Source organism: Caulobacter segnis, from assembly GCF_023935105.1.
In the GTDB taxonomy this organism is placed as follows: Bacteria; Pseudomonadota; Alphaproteobacteria; order Caulobacterales; family Caulobacteraceae; genus Caulobacter; species Caulobacter segnis_B.
The window spans coordinates 3,370,233-3,394,374 of sequence record NZ_CP096040.1; the positions used below are offsets into that span (position 1 = coordinate 3,370,233).

The window sequence follows — 24,142 nt, forward strand, 5'->3', positions numbered from 1 at the left end:
CTATGCCGGTGAGGTTTGCCCCTCACCGTTCTTTTCGCGGGCTTCATACTCTTCGATCTGCCGGGCCGTCCACTCCGGCGACTTCGTGAAGCGCGCGAGGAGGTCATAGAACACCGGAACGATGAACAGCGTCAGCAGGGTCGCGAAGATCGCGCCGGTGAAGATCACCGCCCCGATCGTCTTGCGACTTCCCGCGCCGGCGCCTGCCCACAACATCAGCGGCAGGGCCCCCATGGCCGCGGCGATCGAGGTCATGATGATCGGACGCAGGCGCAGGGCCGCCGCCTCGATCACCGCCTCGCGCACGGTCAGGCCTTCGTCGCGCAGCTGGTTGGCGAACTCGACGATCAGGATGCCGTTCTTGGTGGCGATGCCGACCAGGATGATCAGGCCGATCTGGCTGTAGGTGTTGATGGTCGAGCCGGTCATCAGCAGGCCGAACAGCCCGCCCAGCGCCGCCAGCGGCACGGTCAGCATGATGACGGCCGGATGGATCCAGCTTTCGAACTGCGCGGCCAACACCAGGAACACCAGCAGCAGGGCCAGGCCGAAGGCTATGGCGATGCCGCCTGAGCCTTCCAGATAGTCCTTGGCCTGGCCGCCCCACTTGACGCTGACGCCGGGCACGGGCCGCTCGGCCGCCTGCGCCTGGAAGAACGTCACGGCGTCGCCGACGGTATAGCCGGGGTTCAGCTGGGTCGTCAGGGTCACCGAGCGCAGGCGGTCGACGCGCGGACGGTCCGGGGTGTCGCCGCGCAGCTGCGTGGTCACCACGGTCGACAGTGGCACCAGGACACCCGAATTGGTGCGGACGTTCAGCCGGTTCAGGTCCTCGATGCTGCGACGCTGTTCCAGGTTGGTCTGCAGGATGACGTCGTATTCCTGGCCGTTCTTGATGTAGGTCGTGGCGCGCCGGGAGCCGAACATGGTCTCCAGCGCGCGGCCGATCGACTGGGCCGAGACGCCCAGGCTGGCGGCCTTGTCCAGGTCGATCTGCACCGACAGGCGCGGCGCGGTCGGCTCGTAGTCGAGGCGCGGACGCGACAGGCCCGGATTGTCCTGGGCTTCGGCCAGGATGGGCTTCAGCCACTCGGCCAGCTGGACGTAGTCGTTGCCGACGGCGATCAGGTCGACGTTGGTGCCCCCGCCCCCGCCGCCACCGCCGCCCCGCTGGAACGGACCGCGCACGCTGGCGATGGCGCGCACGCCGGTGATCTTGCCGAGGTCCTTGTTCAGCTCGGCGGCGACCTGGTCGGCGGTCTTCTTGCGCTCGCCCCAGGGCTTCATGACCACGACGCCGTTGCCGGTGTTGAACTGGCTCTGGCCGAAGCGCGGGATGCTGAGAATGGTCCGATCGGCCTCGCCGTCCTCGCGATAGCGGGTGATGGCTTTCTCGACCCGCGCGGCGATGCCGGCGGTGTAGTCGTAGCCCGCCCCTTCGGGCGCGGTGATCGACACGTCCACGCGGCCCCGGTCCTCGGGCGGCACCAGTTCCTTGGGCAGGACGGTGAAAAGCAGGCCCGCGAAGGCGGCCAGCACCACCACCAGCACGCCGGCGATGGCCGCCGACCATCCGCCGAGGATGCTCTCCAGCGAGGCGCGGTACGAGTTCTTCAGCTTGTCCATGGCCGCGTCGACGCGCTTGGCCAGCCAGCCCTCGCCGTGCGCGGGCGCAGCAGCTTGGAGGCCATCATCGGCGACAGGCTCAGCGCCAGCAGCGCCGAGAAGGCGACGGCGGCGGCGATGGCCACGGCCAGCTCGACGAACAGGCGGCCGATATAGCCCGGCAGAAACATCAGCGGCGCGAACACCGAGATCAGCACGATCGTGGTGGCCACGACGGCGAAGAACACCTGGCGCGTGCCGCGCTCGGCGGCGACCAGGGCGGGCTCGCCCTCGTCCACGCGGCGCTGGATGTTCTCGACCACCACGATGGCGTCGTCGACGACCAGGCCGACGGCCAGCACCAGGGCCAGCAGGGTCAGCAGGTTCAGCGAGAAGCCCATCGGGGCCAGGACGATGAAGGTGGACAGGATGCAGATCGGCGCGACAATCGAGGGGATCAGGGCCGAGCGCCAGCTGCCCAGGAACACCAGGTTGACCAGCACCACCAGGCCGATCGACAGGCCCATGGTAATCCAGACCTCGTGGATGGCCTCGGCGGTGAACACCGAGTTGTCGACGGCCACGACCATCGTGGTGCCAGGCGGCAGGCTCTGGTTGATGAGGTCGACTTCCTTGCGGACTGCCTCGGAAATGGCGACGTCGTTGGCCTGCGACTGGCGGGTCAGGCCGATGCCGACCTGGTCGATGCCATTGCCCCGGAACATGCGCCGGCGCTCGTCCGGGCCTTCCTCGATGCGCGCCACGTCGCCCAGCCGCAACACGAAGCCGTTGGCGTCGGCCGCGCGCAGCGGCAGGCGGGCGAACTCCTCGGGCTTGGCGTAGGCGCGGGCCACACGGATCGTGAAGTCCTTGGCGTTGCTTTCCAGCGAGCCGGCCGGCAGCTCCAGGTTCTGGGCGTTGAGCGCGTTCTCGACGTCGTCGACGCTGACGTTGCGGGCGGCCATCTCATTGGCGTCCAGCCAGATCCGCATGGCGTAGATCTTGGCCCCGAACAGGTTGGCCTGAGCCACCCCGTCGATCGTCGACATCCGCTCGACCAGATAGCGGTCGGCGTAGTCCGCCAGGGCCAGGGGGTCCAGGGTCGTCGAGGTCAGGTTCAGGATGATGATCGGCGAGGCGTCGGCGTTGGCCTTGGCGATCTGCGGCGGATCGGCCTGATCCGGCAGGTTGCTGGTCACCCGGCTGACGGCGTCGCGCACGTCGTTGGCGGCCGCGTCCAGGTCGCGGTCGAGGTTGAACGTGATGGTGATCTGCGAGCGGCCGTCACGGCTGCTGCTGTTGACGCGGTCGATGCCCTGGATGCCGGCCACCTGGCGCTCGATCACCTGGGTGATGCGCTCCTCGATGACCTCGGCCGAGGCGCCGCGATAGGTGGTCGAGACCGAGACGACGGGCGGATCGACGCTGGGCAATTCGCGGATCGGCAGCGAGCTGTAGGCCGCCAGGCCGATGACACAGAGGATGATCGCCGCGACGGCGGCGAAGACGGGACGACGGACGGAAAGGTCGGACAGCATCAGCCGGCCTTACGGCCAGAACCGCCCTGCTCGCCGCCTTTTTGGCCAGGCTTGCCGCCGCCGCTGCCGACGGGCGCGCCGTCCTGGATGCGGTTCAGGCCGTCGGCCACGATCTTGTCGCCCTTGGTCAGACCCGAACGGATCTCGACGAAGCCGGCTTCGGTGATGCCGGTGTCGACGTCGGTGCGGCGGGCGACCATGCCCTTGGGGCCCTTGGCGATCCGGAAGACCGAGGCCTGGTTGCCCTCGAACTGCACGGCCGCCTCCGGCACGGCGACGGCCGTGCGCACGCCTTGGTCGATGGCGACCTTGACCAGCATGCCCGGCTTCAGGCGGCCATCGGCGTTCGGGAACTCGGCGCGGGCCTTGATGGCGCGGGTGGCCGGGTCGATGCGGGTGTCGATCTGGGCGATACGGCCCTGGAAGGTCTGGCCGGCCAGGGCGTCGGGGCGCGCCGTGATCGGCAGGCCCTCGCGCAGGGTGGAGAGATAACGATCGGGCACCGAGAAATCGACGCGGATCACCGAGGCGTCGTCCAGGCTGACGATCGGCGTGCCGGCGGCGATCAGCATGCCCGGCGCGACGTCCGAGATGCCGACGCGGCCCGCGAACGGCGCCCGCAGCACACGATCCAGCTTCTGAGCCTGAGCCGTGCCCACCGAGGCCTTGGCGACCTCTAGAGCGGCAAGATACTGCTCGGCCGTGGCGCGCGGGGCGATGCCCTTGTCGGCCAGGGTCTTCCAGCGCGTGTAGTCGCGTTCGGCCTGGGCCAGCCGCGCCTTGGCCTCCGAGATCCCGGCGTCCTCCTGGTCGGCCTTGAGGGTGACCAGCACCTGGCCGCGCGACACGGCCTCGCCATCGCGGAAATGGACCGCGGTGATCAGTTCGGCGGTGTTGGAGGTGATCGTCACCGACTGCCGCCCCTTGGCCGCGCCCAGCACCTCGATACGATCGGTGAACGGCCGCTCGCCGACCGCCATCTGCGAGACGTTGGTCGCGCGCGCGCCGCCGCCGGCGCCCTTGGCCTCCTTGTTGGCGAAGGCCAGCTTCAGGCCGCCCACCACCAGCATCAGGACGACGGCGGTCAGGGCCACCACGAGGAAGAAGTGCCTACGGATCAAAGAAACGCTCCGGGCGCCGAGCAGAGTCGGCGAAGCTATAAGTGCGGCGAGATATGCACCGCAGCCTAAAGCGGCGTCCAGTGACACACGGATGACGGACTGTTGCAGTCCTGAAACAAGCTAGAGGCGCCGCCACAAGGCCAGCACGACGCCCTGATCGCGAGCGGTTTCGCGGCCCGAGACCGTATCGCGCCATCCACCCTGCACGCTCCAGTCGCCGAATGATCGAACGATCGAGATCTCGCTCTTCAGCCAGCGCGAACGGACCGGGCTGCGATCGGCTTGCCCCGCATAGGTTTGCGCCAGAACCAGCCAGTTCCTGGCCGGCCGCGCGCCCAGGGTCGCGTCCATCCGCGTCTCGTCGGCCAGCCCCTGGCGCTTCAGCCGCGCGACTTGCAGATCGACATAGACCTCGTGGCCCTTCCAGACCCCCGAGCGGCCGAAAAGCACCCGTGCTTCCAGGTCCAGACTGCCTTGGCCCGGCGCGGCGTAACCGGCGTTGCGCCCCGCGCCCGCTTCGCCGGCGCCCAGATAGACGGCAAGCGATGAGCGCTCACCGCGCAGGACCGCCCACCGCAGACCCGCCTCGACGGGTCCCCGGCCCGAGTAGCTGACCCAGCGGTCGTGGCCGCGCGTGACGCCGGCCTTGGCCTGGAGGGTCAGGCGCGGGGTCAGGCCGCGCTCGACGAAGACCGACAGGCTCTCATCGCGGCGTGGGTCGATCTGGACAAGCACGGCGTCGGGATCGTAGCCCTGGTCGGCGGTCGTGCGCTCGTACTTGGCGATCAACTGGGCGCGGCCCGGCTCGAGCGGCCAGGCGCCGGCCAAAGCCGTGGACGCCGGGCACGAAAAAGCCGCCGTGATCGCCAGGACCACGACGGCTGTTCGGACGTCCGAAAGGGCGGCTAGTCCGCGTAGCCCGGCAGCTCGCGATCCAGCCTGCGCAGGCAGCCCGGCCACGCCAGGCCGCCAATCATGCCCATGCCCATGCCAGTCTGACGACGCACCTCTTCCTGGGCCGCGTCGGGCGCCAGGAGGACGTTGTCGCGTCCGATCGACAGAGCCATCACCTGCTGCGCGCACGCCCGCTCCAGGAAGAACATCCCCAACCAGCACTCCGCCGCCGAGGCGCCCACGGACAGGGTGCCGTGGTTGCGCAGCATCATCAGCTTCTTGTCGCCCAGGTCGGCCACCAGCCGCTCCCGCTCGTCCAAGTTGAGCGCAATACCTTCATAGTCGTGATAGGCGACCTGAGGCAAGACGATCAGCGAATGTTGCGTCAGCGGCAGCAGGCCTTCCTTGTGCGCCGACACCGCCGTGCCCTGGTCGCTGTGCAGGTGCATGACGTAGTGGGCGTCGTCGCGCGCGGCGTGGATGGCCGAGTGGATCGTGAAGCCCGCCGGATTGATGAAGTACGGCGTCTTGTCGACGATGGCGCCATCAAGATCGACTTTCACTAAGCACGAGGCGGTCATCTCGCCGAAGAACATGCCGTACGGATTGATCAGGAAGTGATGCTCGGGCCCCGGGATGCGGGCTGAGATGTGCGTGAAGATCATGTCGTCCCAGCCGTGCAGGGCCACAAGACGATAGAGGGCGGCGAGGTCGACCCGCGCCTGCCACTCGGCTTCGCTGACCTTGCCCTTGAGGGACGTGATGGGCATAGCGCCGTCGGCCATGGTGTGCCTCCCGTAGGTTATCATTGTTACCTTGAGGGTCGCGCCGAGGCGGAAAGCCGTCAAGAGGCCCGATTAAGTCGCCCTGCCCGCTTGCCAGCCTCGCGCGGGCGCCGGACCGTCCCTTCGAAGCGTGGGAGAGTCGCGGCGGATGCTGACCCTGTTGGGCGTCTTGGTGATCGTGCTGGGCTTCGCCCTGCGCTTCAATCCGCTGCTGGTCGTGATCGCCGCCGCCCTGACCTCGGGACTGGCCGCGGGCCTTACGCCGCTTGAGGTTCTGGCCGCCTTCGGCAAGGCCTTCAACACCAACCGCTATGTCAGCGTGGTCTGGCTCGTCCTGCCGGCCATTGGCCTCCTGGAGCGCGCCGGCCTGCAGCAGAGAGCCCGCAACGCCATACGCGGGATCCGCGCCGCCAGCGCCGGGCGAATACTTTTAGTCTATCTATTGATGCGCCAATTGACCGCCGCCCTGGGACTGGTCTCGGTCGCTGGCCAGGCCCAGACCGTTCGTCCGCTGGTCGCTCCCATGGCCGAGGCCGCCGCCGAGCCGCTGGACGACGACCAGCGTGAGACGGTCAAGGCGATGACCGCCGCCACCGACAATGTCGGTCTGTTCTTCGGCGAGGACATCTTCCTGGCCATCGGCTCGATCCTGCTGATCGTCGGCTTCCTGGATCAGAGCGGCGTCACGGTGGAGCCGCTGCGTCTGTCCATGTGGGCGATTCCGAGCGCCATCGCCGCGTTCGTCATCCATGGCGCACGCCTGCTGTTGTTCGATCGGCGGCTGAAAGCATGATCGGCCTGCCGCTCGTCTACCTGTTGGCCGGCCTGATGTTCGCGGCCTTCGCCGGGCTCAGCGCGCTCGACCGCGAGAACGCCAAGCGTTGGGGCAATGCTGGCTTCTGGGGCCTGGTCGCGATCAGCTTCCTGTTCGGCGACCGCCTGGGCGACCTTGGCAACGGCGTCCTGGTCCTGGCCCTGGCCGCGATCGCCGGGAGCGGTCGGCTAGGCGTCGGCGCGCCGCAGACCACCTCGCCCGCCGAGCGCGAGCGCCTCGCGGCGACCTACGGCGCACGCCTGTTCGTCCCGGCTCTGGTCATTCCGCTGTTGGTCCTGGCCGGTTCCTTGACCCTCAAGCGCCTTCCGTTCGTCGATCCCAAGCAGGCGACCCTGATCGCCCTGGCCTTCGCAGCCCTGATCGCGGCCATACTGGCCAAGATCATGTTCCACCAACCGGCCTCGGCGCCCTTGCAGGAAGGCCGCCGCCTGATGGATCTGGTCGGCTGGGCGGCGCTGCTGCCGCAGATGCTGGCGGCCTTGGGGGCGGTGTTCGCCCTGGCTGGCGTCGGCAAGACCATCGGCGAGATCGCCATTCAGCTGACCCCCGTCGACAGCCGCTTCGCCGCCATCGCGGCCTACTGCGTCGGCATGGCCGTCTTCACGGTGATGATGGGCAACGCTTTCGCGGCCTTTCCGGTGATGACTGGCGGCATCGCCCTGCCCCTGGTGATCGGCCATTTCGGCGGCGATCCAGCCGTGGTCTGCGCCATCGGCATGCTGTCGGGCTTCTGCGGGACGCTGTTGACGCCGCTGGCGGCCAATTTCAACCTTGTGCCGGCGGCGCTCCTACAGTTGAAGGACCGTTACGCCGTGATCCGCGCCCAGGCGCCGACCGCGGCCCTGATGCTGGTCGTCAACGTGGTCCTGATGAACGCCCTCGCCTTTCACCGATGAGCCTCGCCCGCGCCACCGCCTCGCGCTTCGCCAGGATCGCCCTGGGCCACCTGACCCGTGAGTATCCCAACAAGCTGGATCACGTGATGGCGGGTCCGGACGACGTCCGTTCGCCGCGCGACCTGCATCCGATCTTCTTCGGCAGCTTCGACTGGCACTCGTGCGTCCACGGCTACTGGCTGCTGGCCACCCTGCTGCGCCTGCGCCCGGAGATTCCGGAAGCCGAAGAGATCATCACCCTGTTCGACGACGCCTTCACCCAGGAGAAGGTTGCCGTCGAGGTCGCCTACCTGGCCCGCCCCGAAAGCCGGGGCTTCGAGCGCCCCTACGGCTGGGCCTGGAGCCTGATGCTGCAGGCCGAGCTGCTGCGTCACGACCGTCCCTGGGCCAAAGTTCACGCGCCTCTGGCCGCCACGTTCAAGGCGCGCTTCGAGGCCTTCCTGCCGATCGCCGACTATCCGGTCCGGGCCGGGACCCACTTCAACACCGCCTTCGCCCTGGTCCTGGCCTACGAATACGCCGAGATGACCGACGATCAGGCCTTCTTCGAACTGCTGCAGAACCGCGCTCTGGTCTGGTACGGCCAGGACGCGTCGTGCCCCGCCTGGGAGCCGTCGGGCGACGACTTCCTCTCGCCGGCCCTGATCGAGGCCGAGGCCATGCGCCGCCTCCTGCCCCGCGCCAGTTTCGAGCTGTGGTTCCCGCGCTTCCTGCCCGATCTCGCGCGCAAGCAGCCGGCGACGCTGTTCACGCCGGCCAAGGTCAGCGATCGCAGCGACGGCAAGATCGCCCACCTGGACGGCCTCAACCTGTCCCGCGCCTGGTGCTGGCGAACCCTGGCCGCGGCGATGCCCGAGGCCGATCCGGCCAAGCCGCTCGCGATCAACGCCGCCCTGAACCACTTGGCGGCCGCCATCCCGCACGTCTCGGGCGACTATATGGGCGAGCACTGGCTGGCCACCTTCGCCCTACTGGCGCTGGAGAACGGCTAGCGCCGGGGCGCGTCAGTCGCCCCGGTCGCCCTTCATCAGGCGGGCCTTGTCGCGGGCCCAATCGCGAGCGGCTTCGGTTTCGCGCTTGTCGTGGTTCTTCTTGCCCTTGGCCAGGCCGATCTCGAGCTTGGCCAGGCCCTTGTCGTTCCAATAGAGCTTCAGCGGGATCATGGTCCGGCCGTCGCGCTGCACGGCGCCGATCAGCTTGTCGATCTGCTTGCGATGCAGCAGCAGCTTCCGGTGGCGGCGCGGCTCGTGGTTGAAACGGTTGGCGTGGCCGTAGGGCGGGATGTCGGCGTTGATCAGCTTGATCTCGCGCCCTTCGACCGAAGCGTAGGACTCGGCGATATTGGCCCGGCCGACGCGCAACGACTTCACCTCGGTGCCGGTCAGCATGATACCGGCCTCGAAGACCTCCTCGATGAAGTAGTCGTACCGGGCGCGCCGGTTCTCCGCGATCGGCTTGGTCATTATTCGAGACCAGCCTCGCGCATGGCCTCCAGGATGGTCGGCCGGACGGCTTCGGCGCACGCGGTGATCGGCAGGCGGACGTCTTCCGCGCACAGGCCCAGGTGCGCCAGGGCGAACTTGGTCGGGGCCGGCGAGCTGTCCAGGAACAGGGCCTTGTGCAGGCGCACCAGGCGGTCCTGCCAGTACAGGCCGGTCTCCCACTGGCCGGCCATGCAGGCGTTCATGAAGGCGGCGGTGGCGTCCGGCGCGACATTGGCGGTGACCGAGATCACGCCGTGGCCCCCATGGGCCATGTAGCCCAGGGCCGTCGGATCGTCGCCCGACAGCAGGACCCAGTCCTCGCCGCACATCAGGCGCTGGAAGCTGATCCGGGTCAGGTCGCCGGTGGCGTCCTTGATGCCGATGATGTTCGGGAGCTTGGAGAGGCGCGCTAGGGTCTCGTTGGAGATGTCGACGCCCGAGCGGCCCGGCACGTTGTAGACGAACACCGGCAGCTGGACCGCGTCGTTGATCGCCTTGTAGTGCTGGTACATGCCCTCTTGGCTGGGACGGTTGTAGTACGGCGTGACGACCAGGGCGGCGTCGGCGCCGACGGCCTTGGCGTGCTGGGCCAGTTCGATGGCCTCGTCGGTCGAGTTGCTGCCCGCGCCGGCGATCACCGGCACGCGGCCGGCGGCGGTCTTCACGCACAGCTCGACGACGCGCTTGTGCTCCTCGTGCGACAGGGTCGAGGTCTCGCCGGTGGTGCCAACCGGCACCAGGCCATGAACGCCGCCCGAAATCTGGCGCTCCACCAGGGCCACGAACGCTTTTTCGTCCACCTCACCGTCCCGGAACGGCGTGACGAGGGCCGGAATGACGCCCTTGAACGGAGAATGGACCATGACTTGCAAATTGCCGTGAGGAGACGCCGCTTCGGTTGCGGCAGGATGATGGGGGCGGACAATATGTCGCTGCCCCGCCGTTCCGCAACCGGCGCGCCGACGCGGTTGGTGGGACAGGTGCGGATTTGATGGGGGAAGCCGACGCGGTCAAGCCCCGCCAACCGCTCTTAAACCTATTAGGGCCTGAATCGTCGCATAGGGCGTGGTTCGAGATTCGGATACAAGCTCTTCGAGGCTTGGTTAAGGAGAGTGTCTTGGCTTCAGTGGCGCGTCGGATTCTGCTTGGGGGAGCTTGCATCGTGGCCTTGGTCGTGGGCGCCGCCGACGCCCAGACGACGAGCTACGCGACGCAGCAGCCCGGCCTGATCACCACGCCGCCGACCGCCGCCTCGGCCTCGCTGTCGGACACCGACGCGGCCAACCTGCAGACCGCCCTGGCCGCCGCCAAGCGCGGCGACGTCTCGGGCGCGCGCATGGCCATGGACAGCCTGCAGGACCCGGTCGCCCGCAAGATCGCCCAATGGGCCATGGTCGACAGCAACGCCGAGGCCCTGAGCTTCTTCGAGCTGGACGCCGCCCGTCGCGATCTGGCCGGCTGGCCGCGCGGCGCCCGCCGCGACAACGCCGCCGAAAAGGCCCTCTCGACCTCGGGTCTGGACCCCGCTCGCGTCCTCGCCTGGTTCGGCGGCGCCCCGCCGGCGACCGCCGAGGGCGCCATGACCATGGCCAGCGCCTACCAGGCCCTGGGCCGCAACCAGGACGCCACCAACCTCATCCGCCGCACCTTCCGCGACAAGGTGTTCGAAGCCGACGCCCAGCGCGCCATGATCGCGCGCTTCGGCGCGATGCTGACGCCCGACGACTACAATCGCCGCGCCGATATCCTGCTGTACGGGCAACAGGGTCCGGCCGCCCGCGACATGGTCGCCCTGCTGTCCGACACCCAAGCGGCCGCCGCCCGTGTGCGCATGGCCTATCGCGCCAACTCGGCCAACGCCAACGACCTCTACAACGGCCTGACGCCCGACCTGCAGGCCTCGCCCGGCGTCGTGTTCGAGCGCGCCGCCTATCTGCGTCGCAAGGGCATGGACTCCCTGGCCCTGCCGATGGTCGTCAACTTCCCGGCCCCGCCGACGGAAGAAGCCTCGACCATCATCTGGAAGGAACGCAAGCAGCTGGTCGTGGCGGCCCTGAAGGCCGGCGACAGCGCCGGCGCCTACGCGGCCGCCGACAACGTCCAGGCCCTGGCCCCTGCCGACATCGCCGAGAGCGAGTTCTACGCCGGCTGGATCGCCCTGACCCGCCTGCGCAACCCCGACGCCGCCGCCGCTCACTTCGCCCAGATCGCCGCGGTCGGCGCCTCGCCGATCACCAAGGGCCGCGCCCTCTACTGGCAGGGCCGCGCGGCCCAAGCCCAGGGCGACCCGATCGCCGCCCAGGCCTTCTACGCCGAGGGCGCGCGCTACATCACCACCTTCTACGGCCAGCTTGCCGCCGAAAAGGCCGGGCTGACCGAACTGCGTCTGGATCGTGACCCGGTCATCACCCAGGCCGACCGCGCCCGCTTCTACGGCCGCGAGCAGGTCCGCGCCGCGCGGATCCTGGCCGATATCGGCCAGCGCGACCTGTTCCGCAGCCTGGTGCTCTATATCGACGACACCCTGCCCAACGCCGAGGAGTCAGCCCTGCTGGTCGACCTGGCGCGCGGCTACGGCGACCAGGACCTGGCCATGCGCGCGGTCCGCACCGCCGCCCAGCGCGGCATGACCCTGCCCGAGCGCGGCTACCCGCTGCTGGACCACCACTTCACGCCGGGCCCTGGCGCGGCCGAGACGGCCTTCGTCTATTCGATCTCGCGCCAGGAGAGCAATTTCGACCCGGCCGCCCGCTCTGGCGTCGGCGCGCGCGGCATGATGCAGCTGATGCCCGCCACGGCCTCGCTGGTGGCCCGCAAGCTGGGCGAGAACCACTCGGTCGATCGTCTGACGGACGCCCCGTACAACATGCGCCTGGGCTCGGTTTATCTGGGCGACATGGTCCGTGGGTTCAGCGGCTCGTACATCATGGCCGCCGCGGCCTATAACGCCGGCCCCGGGCGTCCGGCCCAATGGGCGGGTCTGTGCGGCGATCCGCGCGGCGCTCAGACCGACCCGCTCGACTTCATCGAGTGCATCCCGTTCTCCGAGACCCGCAACTACGTGATGCGGACCCTGGAGACGACCATGGTCTACCGGGCCCGCCTGGCTGGCGGCGTCGCCCCGCTGACCCTGTCCAGCGACCTCAAGCGCGGCGGCTACGTCTACACCCCGTCGGTCGCCTCGGCCGACACGGGAACGGTCCAGCCCTAGAGGCGTCGCGCCGCCAGCAAAGGCCCCGCCGACGTCTCGACGATCTCGCCGTCGAGACGGAAGACCTCGTTCAGGATGAAGCGCGACAGGGCTTCGCGCGGCGGGCCCTCGGCGACGATGCGGCCGTGGTCGACGACCAGGATGCGATCGCAGGATCGGGCCGCCAGGCCCAGGTCGTGCAGGGTCACCACCACCGCAGCCCCCGTCTTGCCTCGGCGCGCAGCAGATCCAGCGTCAGCAGCTGAGCGTCGGGATCCAGCCCCGCCACCGGTTCGTCCGCGACCAGCAGCGGCGCGCGGGTGGCCAGCAGGCGCGCCAGCAGCACGCGGGCTCGCTCGCCCCCGGACATGTCCAGCACGCCGCGCTCGGCCAGATCCGCCGCGCCGACACGAGCGAGGCTCTCCAGCGCCAGGGCGTCCGCCGCGTCGTCGGCCAGATCGACCGCGCCCAGCGCCGCGACCATGCGGGCGGGCAGGTTCCAGGCCAGGCGGCGGTCCTGCGGGAGATAGCCGACCAGCCTGGCGCGTTCGTCGGGCTTCAGGGCGGCCAGCGCGCGATCCGACAGCCTCGCCTCGCCGCCCGATAGCGGCAGCAGGCCCAGGCCCGCCCGCAGCAGGCTGGTCTTGCCCGCGCCGTTGGGGCCGACGACGCCCACGACCTCGCCGGCGACCACGGTCAGGGAAGCGGCCTCCAGCACCGTCTTGCGGCCCTGGCGAGCGGCGATCTCGATCAGCGTCCAGGCGCTCATGCCCGCCAACTCCGCGAGGCCCGCCAGGCCAGGACGGCGAAGGCGGGCGCCCCGAATAGGGCCGTGACGACGCCCAGCTTCAGCTCCTGGTCGGTGGGGATCAGGCGGCCGGCCAGATCGGCCAGCACCAGCAGCAGCGCCCCGGCCAGGGCCGAGGGCCACAGGATGCGCTGGGGATCATCCTTGACCAGGGCCCGCACCAGGTGCGGCGCGGCCAGGCCGACGAAGCCGATCACGCCGGCCGCCGCCACGGCCGCCCCGGTCAGCAGGGCCGAGCCCGCGACGGCGTAGACCCTCAAGGCGGACATTGGCAGGCCCGACATCCGCGCCGCCTCCTCGCCCAGGGTCAGCATGCGCAGTCCCCGCCCCGCCCGCAGGCACAGCGCCGCGCCGACGGCCATCGGGATCAGGGCCCGGAGAGCGTCGGTCCAGTCGCGGTTCTCGACCGAGCCCATCAGCCAGGCCAGGATCTCGGCCGTGGCCACCGGCGAGGGTGAGAGGTTGAAAACGAGGGCCGTCAGCGCTCCGCCGAACGCCGACAGCGCCACGCCGAACAGGATCAGCGCCTCGGGCTCGCGGAACCGCGCGGCCAGGGCCACGACCATGGCCCCGGCGACCAGGGCCCCGACCAGGGCCGACAGCTCGATCGCGCCGGGGACGACGGCCAGGCCCGCCGAGATGGCCAGGGCCGCGCCCAGGCCCGACACGGCCGAGACGCCCAGCACGCCGGGGTCGGCCAGCGGATTGCGCAGCAGGCCCTGCATGGCGGCGCCCGCCAGGCCCAGCGCCGCTCCGACCAGGGCCGCCACGGCCACGCGGGGGCCGCGGATCGTCCACAGCACCTCGCCCGGCGGCGAGGCCGGATGGCTCAGGGCCTGGACGTACTGGGACAGCGCGAACGGAGTCTCGCCCAGCGACACGGCCAGGAGCGCCGCGCCCGCCAGGACCAGCAGCATCAGGAGGCAGAGGCGGGACAGGCTCATCGCGCGGCCCTGGCCAGCATTTCGGCGCCCTCGGCGGCGAACCAGCCGGGACAGCCGACCACCGAAGCCGGCAGCGAGGCCGCCGTCCGGGTCTCGACCACCTTGCGCAGGGCCGCGTGGCGACCCGGTCCCCAGCGGTCCGCCCCGGCGCGCAGCGTGTCGAACAGGCCCAGCACCACCGCCGTCGGCGGCGCCATGACCATCCGCTCCAGCGACACCGGTGCGAAGTACGGCGCGGTGTTGGCGTTCGCGTAGCCCGCGCTCTTCAGCATGGCGTCGATCAGGGTCCCCGTCCCCGCCGTATAGCCGCCGGGGGTCAGATAGAGCGCCGGCCGCCCCTTGCCCGTCCCGGCCGCGCGGGTCAGCTGGGCGTCCATGCGCGCGATGATCGCCTCGCCCTCGGCGCGGCGGTCCAGGGCGGCGGCGACCTTGCGGACATTGGCGCGGACGCCGTCGAAATCAGCCGCGTCGTCGAGGGCCACGGTGGCGACGGCCTTCTTCTCCAGCGCCTTGGACAGCCGCGCGTCGCCGCCCCACAGGCGCACGACGACATCGGGCCGCGCGGCGACCAGGCTTTCGAACGTTGCGCGGCGCAGCGGCAGGCCGGCGGCGCGCTCGCGCATATAGCTGTCGCGGGCGATGGCCCGGTGCGAGAGGCCGACGATCGTCTCGCGCGGCGCCAGGGCCAGCACATACTGGTCGGCGCAGGAATCCAGCGACATCACGCGCGGCTGCGGCTCGCCTATGCCTTGCGCGGCTTGAGCCAGTCCCGGGACGAACGCCATCGCCGCCAGAACGGCGCGCAAGGCCTTGGCGGCGCTCATGAAATCAGTCCGTGACCAGGCCGTACAGCAGACCGTCCAGCATGACCTTCATCAACTGGTCGGCGTCCGACCAGCCGCGCTCGGGCTTGGTGATCAGCAGCGAGACCAGGCCATGGCAGCCGCTCCACAGCACCTCGGCCGCCTCCTTGGCCGCCCCCGAGCGCAGGCGGCCCTGGGCGGCGATCTGGTGCACCGGCTCGCTGAACTTCTCGAAGCAGCGGTCGCCCAGCGCCAGGACATCGGCGGTCTTGTCGACCGAGATGTGATCGCCGGTGCTGCAGAACACCAGCTGGTAGGTGTTCGGATTGTCGAGGGCGAACTTCATGTACGCCTCCAGCATGACCCGCACCCGCGAGACGGGGTCGATCGGCTGGGCGGCGATCTGGGTGTTCAGTTCCAGCAGACGCTCGATGGCGTCGTTGCTGATCTCCAGCAGGATCTGGTCCTTGTCGCGAAAGTGCATGTACAGCGCGGTCGACGACACGCCCACCGCGTCGGCGATCTTGCGGATCGTCGCGCCGGAATAGCCTTCGGCGATGAAGATCCTCTCGGCCGCCGCCAGGATCTCGCCCCGGCGCAAGTGCCCGTCGCCCTTGGGCTTTCGCGCGGACTTGTGAGGCTTCTTCAGAACGACCGTCACGGACTTGGCTTCCCCTGCATTTCCCCCGAAGGACACTAAACGGGAATCACCCAGCCGTCGCAAGAACATGCGTCAAAGGACGATTGCGCGCCCACGCGGGGTCGCGCGCGCGAGGCCAGGTCGCAAAACGCGCATTTTTCCATTTGACAGCCTTTGGTTGTGATTCCGTTATTCGCGCCGTTGGGGCGATCGCCAGTTGGGCAAAGGACGGCAGGGGCTTCCATGGCGCGCGAGGAAGGACGGCTGGACCTGGTGTCCACGCCGATGGGCGGACCTGCGTCCATCGAACAGCCGGCGACGCAGGCGAAGGGTGAGCGCGACGGCGCCCACCAGACCCTGTCGACGCCTCAAGCGGCGTTCGTCGCCTTAGCCGGCCTGCTCGCGGCGCTGGGCGTCGCGCTGAAGCCGGACGGCGTCGTCATGGCGATCCATCACCTGTTCTTCGGCGTCTTCCTGCTGGGCGGGCTCACGCGGCTCGCGGCAGCCTGCACGCCCTTGCCGCCGATCTCGGCGCCGCCGCTGGCCGATGAAGACCTGCCGACCTACACGATCATCGCCCCGCTCTATCGCGAGGCCGAGGTCGCGGCCGAGCTCGTCCAGAACCTGACGGCCCTGGACTATCCGCGCGACCGGCTGCAAGCCTTGATCGTGCTGGAGGCCGATGACGAGGCCACCAAGGCGGCGGTGCGGGCCATCGCCCTGCCCGCCTTCGTCCAGGTGTTGATCGCCCCGCCGGGAACGCCCAAGACCAAGCCCCGCGCCTGCAACCACGCGCTGGAGCGAGCGCGGGGCGAGTTGGTGGTGATCTACGACGCCGAGGACATGCCCGATCCCGGACAGCTTCGCGAAGCGGCGGCGCGGTTCGCGGCCGCCGATCCGCGCCTGGCCTGCCTGCAGGCGCCGCTGCGGATCGAGGACCCGGGGTTCTCGCTGTTCCTGCCCTCGCAGTTCCGGCTGGAATACGCCGCGCACTTCGAGGTTCTGCTGCCGGCCCTGGCGCGCTGGGGCCTGGCCTTTCCGCTGGGCGGCACCAGCAACCACTTCAAGACCGCGGCCCTGCGCGCGGTTGGCGGCTGGGATCCCTACAATGTCACCGAGGACGCCGATGTCGGCTTTCGCCTGGCCGCCGCCGGTCATCGGCTGGGCGTGATCAGCCGGCCCACCTGGGAGACCGCCCCCACCACAGCCGGCCAGTGGTTCCCGCAGCGCGCCCGCTGGATCAAGGGCCACATGCAGACCCTGGCGGTGCATGCGCGCGGTCCGGTCCCGCGCCAGCCGCGCAACGCCGCGGCCCTGATCCTGACCCTGGCCCAGTCGGTGGCCTCCTCGCACCTGCACGGCCCCGTGATGGCCGTGGCGATCGCGGCGGCGGCGATCGACTACCTGCCCGACGCGGCGTTCGCCATCCCGCCCTGGGACCTGATGCTCTATACCCTGGGCTGGAGCGCGGCGGCCCTGGCCGGGGCGCGCGGCGTGATGCGGGCCGGCGGCAAACCCAGGTTCCTGCACCTGTTCGGCATGGTCGGCTACTGGCTGCTGCAGAGCGCCGCGGCGACCACGGCGCTGCACCAGTTCGTCACCGCCCCGCATCGCTGGGACAAGACACGACATGTCCCACGCTCTGGACCTTCGGGGGGCTAAGGCGGTATTGGCCGGCGATGGCTCCGAAGATCGCTCCTGCCCCCATCGTCATGCGCACCACCGGCTGGGCGGACTACGCCTTGCTGGACAGCGGCCATGGCAAGAAGCTGGAACGCTACGGCCGCTACACCGTCGTACGCCCCGAACCGCAGTGCTTCTGGGCCCCGCGCCTGGACCAGAAGGTCTGGGACAACGCCGACGCGGTCTTCGATCCCACCGACGAGGACGAGGCCGGCCGCTGGCGTTTCAAGGGCAAGCCGATCGAGAAGTTCGACCTGGGCTGGGGCGAGGCCAGGTTCCACGGCCAGTTCACGCCCTTCCGGCATCTGGCCTTCTTTCCCGAGCAGGCCGCCAACTGGGCCTGGCAGGACGAGCGGGTGCGCGCGCTGCGTCAGGGTTCCGGACCTCAGCCCAAGATCTTGAATCTGTTCGGCTATACCGGCGTGGCCTCACTGGTCTGCGCCGCCGCAGGCGCGGCCGTCACCCACGTGGACGCTTCCAAGAAGTCGGTCGGCTTCGCGCGTGAGAACGCCGCCTTTGCGGGCCTGGCCGACAAGCCGATCCGCTGGATCGTCGAGGACGCCCGCAAGTTCGTGGCCCGCGAGGTCCGACGGGGCAACAAATACGACGGCATCATCCTGGACCCGCCGAAGTTCGGCCGCGGCGCCGACGGCGAGGTCTGGCGCCTGTTCGAGGACCTGGCGGCCCTGACCAAGGACTGCGCCGCCCTGCTCGGCGACGACGCCGCGTTCCTGTTGATGAACGCCTATGCCGCCCGCGTCTCGGGCGCGGCGATGTCGGGGCTGCTGGCCCAGGAGCTGCAGGGGCGCGGCGGCGTCATCGACTGGGGCGAGCTGTCCCTGGTCGAGGAGAAGGGCGACCGCCAGATCGGCCTGTCGTTCTTCGCCCGCTGGTCGTCTGAAGGGTAAGGGCGATGAACACCAAGACCGTCACCTCCCTGACCAACGGCACCGTCAAGGCCGTCCGCGCCCTGCACATGCGCAAGGAGCGGGAAGAGAGCGGCCTGTTCCTGGCCGAGGGCCTGAAGATCGTCATCGAGGCGATCGACTGCGGCCATGCGCCGAAGATCGTCATGTACGGCCCCGACGCGGCCGACCATCCGATGCTGAAGAAGGCCGTCGCCGCATGCGTGAAGGCCGGCGGCGAGGTCATCGAGGTCAATCGCGAGATCCTGGAAAAAGTCTCGCGCCGCGACAATCCCCAAGCCGTCGTGGCCGTCTTCAAGCAGGTGTTCACGCCGCTGTCGGCCATCGCGCCCGAGAGCGCCCCGTGCTGGGTGGCCATGCAGGCCGTCCGCGACCCGGGCAACCTGGGCACCGTGATCCGCACCGCCGACGCGGCCGGCTGCGGCGGGGTGATCCTGGTCGGTGACTGCGTCGATCCCTATTCGGTCGAGGGCGTGCGGGCGACCATGGGCTCGATCTTCGCGGTGAAGATCGCCAAGGCCACGGTGCAGGAATTCCTGGCCTGGCGCGAGACCTGGCCCGGCAGCGTGGTCGGCACGCTGCTGACCGCCACGGTCGACCACAAGAGCGCCGACTACGTGAAGCCGTCGCTGATCCTGATGGGCAACGAACAGCAGGGCCTGCCGCCCGAACTGGCCGCCGCCTGCGACGTCAACGTCAAGATCCCGATGCGCGGCCGCGCCGACAGCCTGAACCTGTCGGTGGCGACGGGGATCATGATCTACACGGTGACGGGGTAGGTTTCAGGACTGGCCCCCACCTGACCGCTCCGCGGTCGTCCGCCCCCGGAGGGGGCGGAAGGTGATCCTTCTTCCCCTCCGGGGGAGAAGGGCCGAAGGCCCGGAGGGGGCAAATGCTATGTCCCCCGCGGCTTCGCCCGCGTCACCGGCAGCGCGTTCGCCGGGTCGTCCGGCCAGACGTGCCTGGGATAGCGGCCCTTCATTTCGATCTTCACGTCGCGCCACGAGCCCTTCCAGAAGCCGGGCAGGTCCCTGGTGATCTGGATCGGGCGGTGGGCGGGCGACAGCAGGGCCAGGGTCAGCGGGACCTTGCCCCCGGCGACGCAGGGATGTTCGGACAGGCCGTAGAGCTCGCCGACCCGCACCTCGACGCGGGGACCGCCCTCGGCCGCGTAGTCGATGGCGAAGGTCGAGCCCGTGGGAGCCTCGAAGCGGGCCGGCAGCAGCGCGTCCATCCGGCGCTGCAGATCCCATGGGACCAAGATCTTCAGCGCGTCGTGCAGCGTCCCCTCGTCCAGGCTGGACAGCGACGAGCGGCCGGCCAGCAGCGGCGCCAGCCATTCGTCCAGGCGCGCGATCAGGGCGGCTTCCGACAGGTCCGGCCAAGCCTCGCCATCGACGTCGCGCAGGAAGGCCACGCGGTCGAGGAAGCCCTTGGCCCGCTCTCCCAGACGCAAGGCCGACAGGCCGTCGGTCCGCACCTGCTCCATCAGGGCGCCGGCGATCAGGGTCGGGTCGGGATTGTCGATCAGCCGCTCTTCCAGCACCAACCGCCCCAGGCGCAACAGGCGCTTGGCGCGGACCTTGCCGCCGGCGGTCTCCAGGCGGTCCTCGGCCACCAGACGGTCGGCGAAGGCCTCGCGCAGGTCGATCTCGTCGACGGCGGCGGCCAGCAGGATGCGATCGCGGGCCTCACCACCGCCCAGTTCGCCGACAGCCAGCCAGGCCTCGCGCGCCAGGGGATCGGTCGGTTCCAGATAGACGCCTCGGCCGCCGGCCAGCTGGAACTCGCCCGGCTTGCCGCGCGCCTTGGCCACCCGCTCGGGATAGGCCTCGGCCAGCATCAGGCCAATCTCCAGTTCCGGCGCCTTGGACGGCCTGCCGGCCGCGCGGCTCCAGCGCTCGACCAGGGCCATGGCGTCGCGGGCGCGCGGTGAGCGGTCGCGGTGCAGGTTTTCAAGCCGCCGACGAAGGTCGACATCCTTGCCGCCCAGCCCCTGCTCGGTCAGCACGGCGGCGATCTCGGCGGCCTCCCGGGCCTGGCCCGAGGCGGCGGCGCGCACGACCATATGGGCCAGACGCGGCGGCAGCGGCATCTCGGCCAAGGCCTTGCCGTGCGGGGTCAGGTCGCCCTGCCCGTCCAGCGCCTGGATGCGGCTCAGTAGGGTCCGCGCCTCGGCGAAGGCGGCCGCTGGCGGCGGGTCCAGGAAGGTCAAGCCCAAGGGATCGCGCGCCCCCCAACGGGCCAGATCCAGGGCCAGGCGCGAGAGGTCGGCCTCCAGGATCTCCGGCCGGGCGAAGGCGGGCAGCGCGCGGGTCTCGGGCTCGTCCCACAGGCGGTAGCAGACGCCAGGCTCGGTGCGGCCGGCGCGGCCTCGGCGCTGGTCGGCGGCGGCGCGGCTGACGCGGACGGTCTCCAGCCGAGTGATGCCCGAGGCCGGGTCGTAGCGCGGCACGCGGGCCAGGCCGGCGTCGATCACCACGCGCACGCCCTCGATGGTCAGGCTCGTCTCGGCGATCGAGGTGGCCAGCACCACCTTGCGGCGACCGGCGGGCGCGGGAGAGATGGCGCGGTCCTGGGCGGCGGGCTCCAGCGCGCCATACAGCGGCGCGATCTCGACGTCCGGCCGGCGCAGACGGTCGTTCAGCCAGCTCTCGGCCCGGCGGATCTCGCCCTGGCCGGGCAGGAAGACCAGGACCGAACCGCCCTCCTCCGCCAGGGCCCGCTCGACGGCGCGGCCCACGCGCTCTTCCAGACGCTGGCGCTCGTCGCGGCCCAGATAGCGGGTGTCGACCGGGAACATGCGGCCCTGGCTCTCGACGATCGGGGCGTCGGCCAGCAGCGAAGAGATCCGGGCCCCATCCAGGGTCGCCGACATCACCAGCAACCGCAGGTCGTCGCGCAGCACGCTCTGGACGTCGCGCGCGAAGGCCAGGCCGAGGTCCGCGTCCAGGCTGCGCTCGTGAAACTCGTCGAACAGCACGGCGGCGACGCCGTCCAGGCCCGGATCGTCGAGAATCATCCGTGTGAAGACGCCTTCGGTGACCACCTCGATGCGTGTCTTGGCCGAAACCTTGGACTGCAGGCGCACGCGGAAGCCGACGGTCTCGCCGACGGATTCGCTCAAGGTGGCGGCCATGCGCGAGGCGGCGGCGCGGGCGGCCAGGCGGCGTGGCTCCAGGACGATGATCTTGCGGCCCTCGACCCACGGCTCCTCAAGCAGGGCCAAGGGAACGGCCGTCGTCTTGCCCGCGCCCGGCGGCGCGACGAGAACGGCGGTCTCCCGGTCGCGCAGGGCGCCTTTCAGCGCGGGAAGGGCCTCGAAAATGGGCAACATCACGCCCGCTTTAGCGGCGCCGCTCCCGATCGCCAAGCAGGGCTGGACTAGCCACCCGCGCGGAGAACATTTACGCGCATCCACCGCTCGACCTTGACCCCATGCTCATAAACGGGTCACGGTCCGCAAAATTTTCCAAAGGCGACCCCTGGGGGGAGTCTTGCCTATCCAGGAGGAACTATGTGGCGCGTAAAATCGCTTGATGCGATCCTAGCGACGGCTGAGAAAAAATCCCTTCACCGTTCGCTCGGCGCCTTCCAGCTGACCATGCTGGGCATCGGCGGGATCATCGGCACCGGTATCTTCGTTCTGACGGCCGAGGCGGCCCAGAAGGCCGGTCCGGGCATGATGCTGGCCTTCGTCATCGCCGGTGTCGTCTGCGCCGTGGCCGCCCTGTGCTACGCCGAACTGGCCTCGATGGTTCCCGTCGCCGGTTCCGCCTACACCTACTCTTACGCCGTGCTGGGCGAATTCGTCGCTTGGCTGGTCGGCTGGGCCCTGATCTTGGAATACGCGGTGGCCGCCTCGGCCGTGGCCGTGGGCTGGTCGGGCTATGTCGTCGGCCTGATCGAGCACTCGCTGCATGTCACCCTGCCGGTGGCCCTGACCTCGGGCCCCTACATCGCGGGCGGCATCGTCAACCTTCCGGCCATCATCATCTCGCTGGCCGTCACCGGCCTGCTGATCCTGGGCACCACCGAGAGCGCCACCGTCAACGCCGTGCTCGTGACCATCAAGGTCGCGGCCCTGGTCGCCTTCATCGCCCTGGCCCTGCCGGTCATCAACGACAAGAACTTCCACCCCTTCGCGCCGCTGGGCACGCCGGGCGTGATCGGCGCCGCCGCCTCGATCTTCTTCGCCTATGTCGGCTTCGACGCCGTCTCCACGGCCGCCGAGGAGACCAAGAACCCGCAGCGCAACATCCCGATCGGCCTGATCGGCTCGCTGGTCATCTGCACCATCTTCTACCTGCTGGTCGCCGCCGGCGCGATCGGCGCCTATGGCGCGCAACCGGTCTTCGGCCCGGCGGGCGAGATCCTGGCGCCCGGCTCCAAGGCCCTGGCCGACCAGTGCTCCACCCTCAGCGCCGCCGGTGACATGCCGCTGGTCTGCTCGCGTGAGGCCCTGGCCCACGTCCTGCGCCAGATCGGCCACCCGGCCGTCGGTAACATGCTCGGCATCGCCGCCGGCATCGCCCTGCCCTCGGTCATACTGATGATGATCTACGGCCAGACCCGCATCTTCTTCGTGATGTCGCGCGACGGCCTGCTGCCGGGCGTCCTCTCGAAGGTCCACCCGAAGTTCAAGACGCCGCACATCGTGACCATGATCACGGGCGTGGGCGTCACCCTGGCCGCCGCCTTCCTACCGGTGGGCAAGCTGGCCGACATCTCTAACTCGGGCACCCTGTTCGCCTTCCTGATGGTGGCGATCGCGGTGATGATCCTGCGCGTCAAGCAGCCGAACCGTCCCCGTCCGTTCAGGACGCCGCTGGTCTGGATCATCGCGCCGATCGCGGCCGCCGGCACGATCGTGCTGTTCATGTTCCTGCCGCATGACGCCAAGGTGCTGTTCCCGATCTGGTCGGCGATCGGCCTGGTCGTCTACTTCTCGTTCGGCTTCTGGAACTCGGGCGTCCGCAAGGGCGTGGACGAGGTCCCCGAGCTCGACCCGAACGCGCCGGCCACCGGTGTTCCGCCGATGCCGGGTGCCCCGGCGCCGGGCTCCAAGGAAGAGCGTTCTTGATCTTCGGCGGATAGCCGTTAGGTCGGAAAGGGCGGGCGCTTCGGCTCCCGCCCTTTCTTTTGCCCGCCCTTTTCTTTGGGAGGTCGCCCCGATGACCCAAGCCCCCTCGCCGATGCCCATCGCCGCCGTGATCGCACCGGTCACCCCGCTGCAGCAGAACTGCACGATCGTCTGGTGCACCAAGACGATGAAGGCCGCGATCATCGATCCGGGCGGCGAGGTCGACCGCCTGCTCAAGGCCATCGCCGACAAGGGCCTGACGCTGGAGAAGATCTGGATCACCCATGGCCACATGGACCACGCCGGCGGCGCGGCCGAGCTGAAGGTCCGCACCGGCGTCCCGATCGAGGGCCCGCACGAGGACGACCAGTTCTGGATCGACCGCATCCAGCAGAGCGGCGAGCAGTACGGCATGCCCGAGGCCCGGATCTTCGTCACCGACCGCTGGCTGAAGGACGGCGACAAGGTCACCCTGGGCGAGACCGAATTCGAAGTGTTCCACTGCCCCGGCCACACGCCCGGCCACGTGGTGTTCTTCCATCGCGAGACCAAGTTCGCCCAGGTCGGCGACGTGCTGTTCCAGGGCTCAATCGGACGGACCGACTTCCCGCTGGGCAACCACCAGGACCTGATCGACTCGATCACCCAGAAGCTTTGGCCCCTGGGCGAGGACGTGCGCTTCGTGCCCGGCCACGGCGCGATGTCGACCTTCGGGGCCGAGCGGCGGAGCAATCCGTTCGTGGGGGACCGCGTGGTCGCGGCGATGCAGGCCCAGGGTTCGGCCTATCAGGCGCCGAAGAACCACTCGCCGGGCTGAGAAAGGCCCCATTCCGGGGTCATCGAGGCCCGATCGGCTCCAGGGGGCTGGAACAGACCGGACCTCACGCCAGCGACCCGCTCGGGTGGG

18 protein-coding genes and 2 pseudogenes are annotated in these 24,142 nt (G+C 69.7%); 9 read left to right on the plus strand and 11 right to left on the minus strand.

What is annotated here, in order from left to right; genetic code table 11:
- The 4 genes and pseudogenes from MZV50_RS15800 to MZV50_RS15815 form a co-directional block, all read right to left on the minus strand.
- Positions 1 to 3,143 (minus strand): annotated as a pseudogene (locus MZV50_RS15800) (efflux RND transporter permease subunit).
- On the minus strand, positions 3,143 to 4,264 hold the full coding sequence (locus MZV50_RS15805) for an efflux RND transporter periplasmic adaptor subunit (RefSeq protein ID WP_252630240.1): 1,122 nt from the start codon (positions 4,262 to 4,264) through the stop codon (positions 3,143 to 3,145). Before MZV50_RS15805 ends, MZV50_RS15800 begins: the two are co-directional and overlap by 1 nt.
- Positions 4,265 to 4,384: 120 nt before the next feature.
- Positions 4,385 to 5,140 (minus strand): hypothetical protein, encoded by a 756-nt coding sequence (locus MZV50_RS15810; RefSeq protein ID WP_354668900.1) that lies wholly within the window; start codon positions 5,138 to 5,140, stop codon positions 4,385 to 4,387.
- Positions 5,141 to 5,169: 29 nt separating this feature from the next.
- Positions 5,170 to 5,943 carry a class II aldolase/adducin family protein gene (locus tag MZV50_RS15815; protein WP_252630241.1) on the minus strand — a complete coding sequence of 258 codons (774 nt, stop codon included), beginning with the start codon at positions 5,941 to 5,943 and terminating at the stop codon, positions 5,170 to 5,172.
- 148 nt (positions 5,944 to 6,091) lie between these two features.
- Here MZV50_RS15815 and MZV50_RS15820 point away from each other — a divergent pair, with 148 nt between their 5' ends.
- The 3 genes from MZV50_RS15820 to MZV50_RS15830 are packed head-to-tail and all read left to right on the plus strand — an operon-like array spanning position 6,092 to position 8,666.
- A complete protein-coding gene (locus MZV50_RS15820; RefSeq protein WP_252630243.1) occupies positions 6,092 to 6,736 on the plus strand; it encodes a DUF969 domain-containing protein in 645 nt (214 codons plus the stop codon).
- Positions 6,733 to 7,674, plus strand: coding sequence for a DUF979 domain-containing protein (locus MZV50_RS15825; RefSeq protein WP_252630245.1), 942 nt, complete (start codon positions 6,733 to 6,735; stop codon positions 7,672 to 7,674). Before MZV50_RS15820 ends, MZV50_RS15825 begins: the two co-directional genes overlap by 4 nt.
- The gene (locus MZV50_RS15830; RefSeq protein ID WP_252630246.1) at positions 7,671 to 8,666 is read left to right on the plus strand and encodes a DUF2891 domain-containing protein; all 996 of its coding nucleotides are present in this window, start codon (positions 7,671 to 7,673) and stop codon (positions 8,664 to 8,666) included. Before MZV50_RS15825 ends, MZV50_RS15830 begins: the two co-directional genes overlap by 4 nt.
- Positions 8,667 to 8,678: 12 nt before the next feature.
- Here MZV50_RS15830 and smpB read toward each other — a convergent pair whose 3' ends face one another.
- Positions 8,679 to 9,137 (minus strand): SsrA-binding protein SmpB, encoded by a 459-nt coding sequence (smpB, locus tag MZV50_RS15835; protein ID WP_252630248.1) that lies wholly within the window; start codon positions 9,135 to 9,137, stop codon positions 8,679 to 8,681.
- Positions 9,137 to 10,021: a 4-hydroxy-tetrahydrodipicolinate synthase gene (dapA, locus tag MZV50_RS15840; RefSeq protein ID WP_252630250.1), complete on the minus strand. Its 885-nt coding sequence runs from the start codon at positions 10,019 to 10,021 to the stop codon at positions 9,137 to 9,139. The genes smpB and dapA overlap by 1 nt, the downstream gene beginning before the upstream one ends.
- A 254-nt stretch (positions 10,022 to 10,275) precedes the next feature.
- On the opposite strand from dapA, the gene MZV50_RS15845 reads away from it, so the two are divergent.
- The gene (locus MZV50_RS15845) at positions 10,276 to 12,369 is read left to right on the plus strand and encodes a lytic transglycosylase domain-containing protein (RefSeq protein WP_252630252.1); all 2,094 of its coding nucleotides are present in this window, start codon (positions 10,276 to 10,278) and stop codon (positions 12,367 to 12,369) included.
- On the opposite strand, the pseudogene MZV50_RS15850 reads toward MZV50_RS15845, so the two are convergent.
- The 4 genes and pseudogenes from MZV50_RS15850 to MZV50_RS15865 form a co-directional block, all read right to left on the minus strand.
- Positions 12,366 to 13,117, minus strand: a pseudogene (locus MZV50_RS15850) (ABC transporter ATP-binding protein). The gene MZV50_RS15845 and the pseudogene MZV50_RS15850 sit on opposite strands and share 4 nt — an antisense overlap.
- Positions 13,114 to 14,154, minus strand: coding sequence for a FecCD family ABC transporter permease (locus MZV50_RS15855; RefSeq protein ID WP_252635256.1), 1,041 nt, complete (start codon positions 14,152 to 14,154; stop codon positions 13,114 to 13,116). The pseudogene MZV50_RS15850 and the gene MZV50_RS15855 overlap by 4 nt, the downstream one beginning before the upstream one ends.
- Complete coding sequence (locus MZV50_RS15860; RefSeq protein ID WP_252630254.1) at positions 14,097 to 14,924, minus strand: ABC transporter substrate-binding protein; 828 nt, start codon at positions 14,922 to 14,924, stop codon at positions 14,097 to 14,099. Before MZV50_RS15860 ends, MZV50_RS15855 begins: the two co-directional genes overlap by 58 nt.
- Positions 14,925 to 14,928: 4 nt before the next feature.
- Positions 14,929 to 15,564 (minus strand): TetR/AcrR family transcriptional regulator, encoded by a 636-nt coding sequence (locus tag MZV50_RS15865; protein ID WP_252630255.1) that lies wholly within the window; start codon positions 15,562 to 15,564, stop codon positions 14,929 to 14,931.
- Positions 15,565 to 15,786: 222 nt separating this feature from the next.
- Here MZV50_RS15865 and MZV50_RS15870 point away from each other — a divergent pair, with 222 nt between their 5' ends.
- Genes MZV50_RS15870 through MZV50_RS15880 form a run of 3 tightly spaced genes read left to right on the plus strand, consistent with a single transcriptional unit; the run spans position 15,787 to position 18,931 of the window.
- On the plus strand, positions 15,787 to 17,205 hold the full coding sequence (locus tag MZV50_RS15870; protein WP_252630257.1) for a glycosyltransferase: 1,419 nt from the start codon (positions 15,787 to 15,789) through the stop codon (positions 17,203 to 17,205).
- A 17-nt stretch (positions 17,206 to 17,222) separates the two neighbouring features.
- Positions 17,223 to 18,134, plus strand: coding sequence for a class I SAM-dependent methyltransferase (locus tag MZV50_RS15875; protein WP_252630258.1), 912 nt, complete (start codon positions 17,223 to 17,225; stop codon positions 18,132 to 18,134).
- Between the two features lie 5 nt (positions 18,135 to 18,139).
- Positions 18,140 to 18,931 carry a TrmH family RNA methyltransferase gene (locus MZV50_RS15880; protein ID WP_252630260.1) on the plus strand — a complete coding sequence of 264 codons (792 nt, stop codon included), beginning with the start codon at positions 18,140 to 18,142 and terminating at the stop codon, positions 18,929 to 18,931.
- Positions 18,932 to 19,047: 116 nt separating this feature from the next.
- On the opposite strand, the gene hrpB is transcribed toward MZV50_RS15880, so the two are convergent.
- The gene (hrpB, locus tag MZV50_RS15885) at positions 19,048 to 21,489 is read right to left on the minus strand and encodes an ATP-dependent helicase HrpB (protein ID WP_252630262.1); all 2,442 of its coding nucleotides are present in this window, start codon (positions 21,487 to 21,489) and stop codon (positions 19,048 to 19,050) included.
- Between the two features lie 180 nt (positions 21,490 to 21,669).
- On the opposite strand from hrpB, the gene MZV50_RS15890 reads away from it, so the two are divergent.
- Positions 21,670 to 23,235, plus strand: coding sequence for an amino acid permease (locus MZV50_RS15890; protein WP_252630263.1), 1,566 nt, complete (start codon positions 21,670 to 21,672; stop codon positions 23,233 to 23,235).
- A gap of 91 nt (positions 23,236 to 23,326) precedes the next feature.
- On the plus strand, positions 23,327 to 24,052 hold the full coding sequence (locus MZV50_RS15895; RefSeq protein WP_252630264.1) for an MBL fold metallo-hydrolase: 726 nt from the start codon (positions 23,327 to 23,329) through the stop codon (positions 24,050 to 24,052).
- Positions 24,053 to 24,142: the final 90 nt, after the last annotated feature.